This window comes from Confluentibacter sediminis (assembly GCF_003258355.1).
Lineage (GTDB): Bacteria > Bacteroidota > Bacteroidia > Flavobacteriales > Flavobacteriaceae > Confluentibacter > Confluentibacter sediminis.
The window spans coordinates 1-5,582 of record NZ_QKPO01000037.1; the positions used below are offsets into that span (position 1 = coordinate 1).

The window sequence follows — 5,582 nt, forward strand, 5'->3', positions numbered from 1 at the left end:
AAAAAAAATAAAAAAAGTATTGTGTGTTAAAAAAAAGGGTTTTATATTTGCACCCGCTTAGCAAGGAAACGAGCTAAGGAAAGAGAAAAGAAGTTCATAGACATATTGAATTGACAGCGTAAGATCGAGCTGGAAACGGCGAAGATCGACAAAGAGAATAGATTATTTTGAGTATTGGAAATTCCGATTGGTTGTTAAACATATTAGCGCGAAAGAGCGCTTAAAGATTAACGATGAAGAGTTTGATCCTGGCTCAGGATGAACGCTAGCGGCAGGCCTAACACATGCAAGTCGAGCGGGATCCACCTTCGGGTGGTGAGAGCGGCGCACGGGTGCGTAACGCGTATACAATCTACCTTTTGCTACGGGATAGCCCAGAGAAATTTGGATTAACACCGTATAGTATAGGGATCCGGCATCGGGGCCCTATTAAAGGTTACGGCAAAAGATGAGTATGCGTCCTATTAGCTAGATGGTGTGGTAACGGCATACCATGGCAACGATAGGTAGGGGCCCTGAGAGGGGGATCCCCCACACTGGTACTGAGACACGGACCAGACTCCTACGGGAGGCAGCAGTGAGGAATATTGGACAATGGGCGAAAGCCTGATCCAGCCATGCCGCGTGCAGGAAGACTGCCCTATGGGTTGTAAACTGCTTTTATACGGGAAGAACCCCCCCTACGTGTAGGGGCTTGACGGTACCGTAAGAATAAGGATCGGCTAACTCCGTGCCAGCAGCCGCGGTAATACGGAGGATCCAAGCGTTATCCGGAATCATTGGGTTTAAAGGGTCCGTAGGTGGATGGTTAAGTCAGGGGTGAAAGTCTGCAGCTCAACTGTAGAATTGCCTTTGATACTGGCTATCTTGAATTATTGTGAAGTGGTTAGAATATGTAGTGTAGCGGTGAAATGCATAGATATTACATAGAATACCAATTGCGAAGGCAGATCACTAACAATATATTGACACTGATGGACGAAAGCGTGGGTAGCGAACAGGATTAGATACCCTGGTAGTCCACGCCGTAAACGATGGATACTAGCTGTTCGGATTTATCTGAGTGGCTAAGCGAAAGTGATAAGTATCCCACCTGGGGAGTACGGGCGCAAGCCTGAAACTCAAAGGAATTGACGGGGGCCCGCACAAGCGGTGGAGCATGTGGTTTAATTCGATGATACGCGAGGAACCTTACCAGGGCTTAAATGTAAGTTGCATTAGCTGGAGACAGCTATTTCTTCGGACCACTTACAAGGTGCTGCATGGTTGTCGTCAGCTCGTGCCGTGAGGTGTCAGGTTAAGTCCTATAACGAGCGCAACCCCTGTTGTTAGTTGCCAGCGAGTCATGTCGGGAACTCTAGCAAGACTGCCAGTGCAAACTGTGAGGAAGGTGGGGATGACGTCAAATCATCACGGCCCTTACGTCCTGGGCTACACACGTGCTACAATGGTAGGGACAGAGAGCAGCCACTGGGCGACCAGGAGCGAATCTATAAACCCTATCACAGTTCGGATCGGAGTCTGCAACTCGACTCCGTGAAGCTGGAATCGCTAGTAATCGCATATCAGCCATGATGCGGTGAATACGTTCCCGGGCCTTGTACACACCGCCCGTCAAGCCATGGAAGCTGGGAGTGCCTGAAGTCCGTCACCGCAAGGAGCGGCCTAGGGTAAAATCGGTAACTAGGGCTAAGTCGTAACAAGGTAGCCGTACCGGAAGGTGCGGCTGGAACACCTCCTTTCTAGAGAAAGACGATTAATTAGGAAACACAAAAAGCCAAAAAAAAGATGGTTTATTCTCATTGCTGTTGATTTAAAATATAATAGTTGTTGGTTGATAGTTGATAGTTGTTGGTAAATGCCGATAACAGACAACCAGGGCCAGTAACCAAAAGAGTCTCATAGCTCAGCTGGTTAGAGCGCTACACTGATAATGTAGAGGTCGGCAGTTCGAGTCTGCCTGAGACTACTGAAAAAGAAGTTAAAAATTTAAAAGTGGAAAGTTAAAGGTTCACTATATGGTTTTTAGGACGTTCATTAAAAAAAAAGGAAATTTTAGAAGTTGAGAATTCAAAGTTCGTAATTCTGGATTCATGATTCTGGATTCTGATACGGGGGATTAGCTCAGCTGGCTAGAGCGCCTGCCTTGCACGCAGGAGGTCAAGGGTTCGACTCCCTTATTCTCCACAAAATAGCTATAGGCGATTTGCTTCTGGCTATCAGCCAAGGGCCAAGTGCCAAAAGCTGACAAAGTTCATTGACATATTGAAAAAAGATACATGAAAATTAAGATTGGGTTTATTCCGATTTTAAATAATAATTTAGATTGGTTGGAATCACATCGAGCGATATCCAATCGATCAAGAACGTTTGGTTTATGAGGTGTAGGGCGTATTGAAATGTATTCATACATTTAATAGGGCCGAAAATTATAGACTGAACAGTAACTCATTAAAAAAGCAAAAAGTACAATAAGCTAAATAAGGGCGTATGGGGAATGCCTAGGCTCTCAGAGGCGAAGAAGGACGTGATAAGCTGCGAAAAGCTGCGGGGATTGGCACACACAAATCGATCCGCAGATATCCGAATGGGGCAACCCGATATATTGAAGATATATCACCTAGCGATAGGGGCGAACCCGGGGAACTGAAACATCTAAGTACCCGGAGGAAGAGAAAACAAAAGTGATTCCGTTAGTAGTGGCGAGCGAACGCGGATTAGCCCAAACCGGTGCTGTTACGGCAGTACCGGGGTTGTAGGACCACGAGATTCGAAAGACAATGAACTAGAACCCTTTGGAAAAAGGGGCCATAGACGGTGATAGCCCGGTATAGGCAAAGCGTCCGTAGATAGTGGTATCCTGAGTAGTGCGGGACACGAGTAATCCTGTATGAATCCACCGGGACCATCCGGTAAGGCTAAATACTCCTGAGAGACCGATAGTGAACTAGTACCGTGAGGGAAAGGTGAAAAGAACCCTGAATAAGGGAGTGAAATAGAACCTGAAACCATACGCTTACAAGCGGTCGGAGCCCTTCTGGGGTGACGGCGTGCCTTTTGCATAATGAGCCTACGAGTTACCGTTGCTGGCAAGGTTAAGTGATTAAGTCACGGATCCGTAGCGAAAGCGAGTCTGAATAGGGCGCTTTAGTCAGTAGTGGTAGACGCGAAACCGTGTGATCTACCCATGGGCAGGTTGAAGCTGTAGTAACATACAGTGGAGGACCGAACCGGTTGACGTTGAAAAGTCTTCGGATGACCTGTGGGTAGGGGTGAAAGGCCAATCAAACTCGGAAATAGCTCGTACTCCCCGAAATGCATTTAGGTGCAGCGTTGATCCATAGTTTTATAGAGGTAGAGCTACTGATTGGATGCGGGGGCTTCACCGCCTACCAATTCCTGACAAACTCCGAATGCTATAAAATGTTCATCAGCAGTGAGGGCATGGGTGCTAAGGTCCATGTCCGAGAGGGAAAGAACCCAGACCATCAGCTAAGGTCCCCAAATATATGTTAAGTTGAAATAACGAGGTTGAACTGCCCAGACAGCTAGGATGTTGGCTTGGAAGCAGCCATTCATTTAAAGAGTGCGTAACAGCTCACTAGTCGAGCGGTTCGGCATGGATAATAATCGGGCATAAACATATTACCGAAGCTATGGCATCGAAAGATGGGTAGGGGAGCATTGTAGTGTCGTCGAAGGTGTGTCGTGAGGCATGCTGGAGAAGCTACAAAAGAAAATGTAGGCATAAGTAACGATAATGCGGGCGAGAAACCCGCACTCCGAAAAACCAAGGTTTCCTCAGCTATGCTAATCAGCTGAGGGTTAGTCGGGGCCTAACGCGAACCCGAAAGGGGCAGTGGATGGACAACAGGTTAATATTCCTGTACCTGCTCACGCTAAAAGTGACGGAGGCGTAAATTTGGTGCGGACTGACGGAATAGTCCGTTGAAGCCAGTGGCAACACGGCGATAGTACACTGAGGCCTCGGCCAAGGTGATAATCCAGAGTAGCGACTCCCAAGAAAAACAAGTGAAGCAGCCCGTACCCCAAACCGACACAGGTGGTTGGGATGAGAATTCTAAGGAGCTCGAGAGATTCATGGCTAAGGAATTAGGCAAAATAGACCCGTAACTTCGGGAGAAGGGTCGCCCCACTTCGGTGGGGCCGCAGTGAAAAGGTCCAGGCGACTGTTTATCAAAAACACAGGGCTATGCTAAATCGAAAGATGACGTATATGGCCTGACACCTGCCCGGTGCTGGAAGGTTAAGTGGAGGGCTTAGGGGCAACCCGAAGGTCTTAAATGAAGCCCCAGTAAACGGCGGCCGTAACTATAACGGTCCTAAGGTAGCGAAATTCCTTGTCGGGTAAGTTCCGACCTGCACGAATGGTGCAACGATCTGGACACTGTCTCAGCCATGAGCTCGGTGAAATTGTAGTATCGGTGAAGATGCCGATTACCCGCTGTGGGACGAAAAGACCCCGTGCACCTTTACTATAGCTTAGTATTGGTTTTGGATAAGTAATGTGTAGGATAGGTGGGAGACTTCGATCGTGCGTCGCCAGGCGTACGTTAGTCATTGTTGAAATACCACCCTTTGCTTATCTAGAGTCTAACCCTTGAACAAAGGGGACAGTGCTTGGTGGGTAGTTTGACTGGGGTGGTCGCCTCCAAAAGAGTAACGGAGGCTTCTAAAGGTACCCTCAGCACGCTTGGTAACCGTGCGTAGAGTGCAATGGCATAAGGGTGCTTGACTGAGAGACCTACAAGTCGATCAGGTTGGAAACAAGAGCATAGTGATCCGGTGGTTCCGCATGGAAGGGCCATCGCTCAAAGGATAAAAGGTACGCCGGGGATAACAGGCTGATCTCCCCCAAGAGCTCATATCGACGGGGGGGTTTGGCACCTCGATGTCGGCTCGTCACATCCTGGGGCTGGAGAAGGTCCCAAGGGTTGGGCTGTTCGCCCATTAAAGTGGCACGCGAGCTGGGTTCAGAACGTCGTGAGACAGTTCGGTCTCTATCTACAGTGGGCGTTAGAAATTTGAGTGGATCTGACTCTAGTACGAGAGGACCGAGTTGGACGAACCTCTGGTGTATCTGTTGTTCCGCCAGGAGCATTGCAGAGTAGCTACGTTCGGAAGGGATAAGCGCTGAAAGCATATAAGCGCGAAACCCACCACAAGATGAGATTTCTTTAAAGGGTCGTGGAAGATGACCACGTTGATAGGCTATAGGTGTAAAGGCAGTAATGTCATAGCCGAGTAGTACTAATAACCCATAGGCTTATTGTACGCCTGTTTTTTTATGAAGTTCAATGGAATTGTTAATATTGGTTCATGTATGTTGGCACCGAGTGCCCTTTTTTCAATATGTTAAGATATTAGGCAGTCCACACTGTCAGTTTAGAAGTGAAAGCTTTTAAACTTAAAACTTAAGGTGGTTATAGCGACGGGGCTCACCTCTTACCATTCCGAACAGAGTAGTTAAGCCCGTTAGCGCCGATGGTACTGCGAAAGTGGGAGAGTAGGTCGTTGCCTTTCTTGGGATCCCCTTCATTTTTTATGAAGGGGATTTTTTT

General features: G+C 47.8%; 2 tRNA genes and 3 rRNA genes. All 5 read left to right on the top strand.

Annotation, left to right across the window (positions count from 1 at the left end):
• Nucleotides 1-230: 230 nt before the first annotated feature.
• The 5 genes from DKT72_RS17735 (at nucleotide 231) to rrf (ending at nucleotide 5,544) form a co-directional block, all read left to right on the top strand.
• Nucleotides 231-1,742 (top strand): 16S ribosomal RNA (locus DKT72_RS17735).
• Nucleotides 1,743-1,895: 153 nt separating this feature from the next.
• Nucleotides 1,896-1,969: transfer RNA gene (locus DKT72_RS17740), tRNA-Ile, on the top strand.
• Between the two features lie 144 nt (nucleotides 1,970-2,113).
• A tRNA-Ala gene (locus DKT72_RS17745) sits at nucleotides 2,114-2,187 on the top strand.
• Nucleotides 2,188-2,469: 282 nt separating this feature from the next.
• Nucleotides 2,470-5,295 (top strand): 23S ribosomal RNA (locus tag DKT72_RS17750).
• A gap of 141 nt (nucleotides 5,296-5,436) precedes the next feature.
• Nucleotides 5,437-5,544: ribosomal RNA gene (rrf, locus tag DKT72_RS17755) — 5S ribosomal RNA — on the top strand.
• Together the 16S, 23S and 5S rRNA genes with 2 tRNA genes alongside form the textbook arrangement of a ribosomal RNA operon.
• The last annotated feature ends 38 nt before the right edge of the window (nucleotides 5,545-5,582 follow it).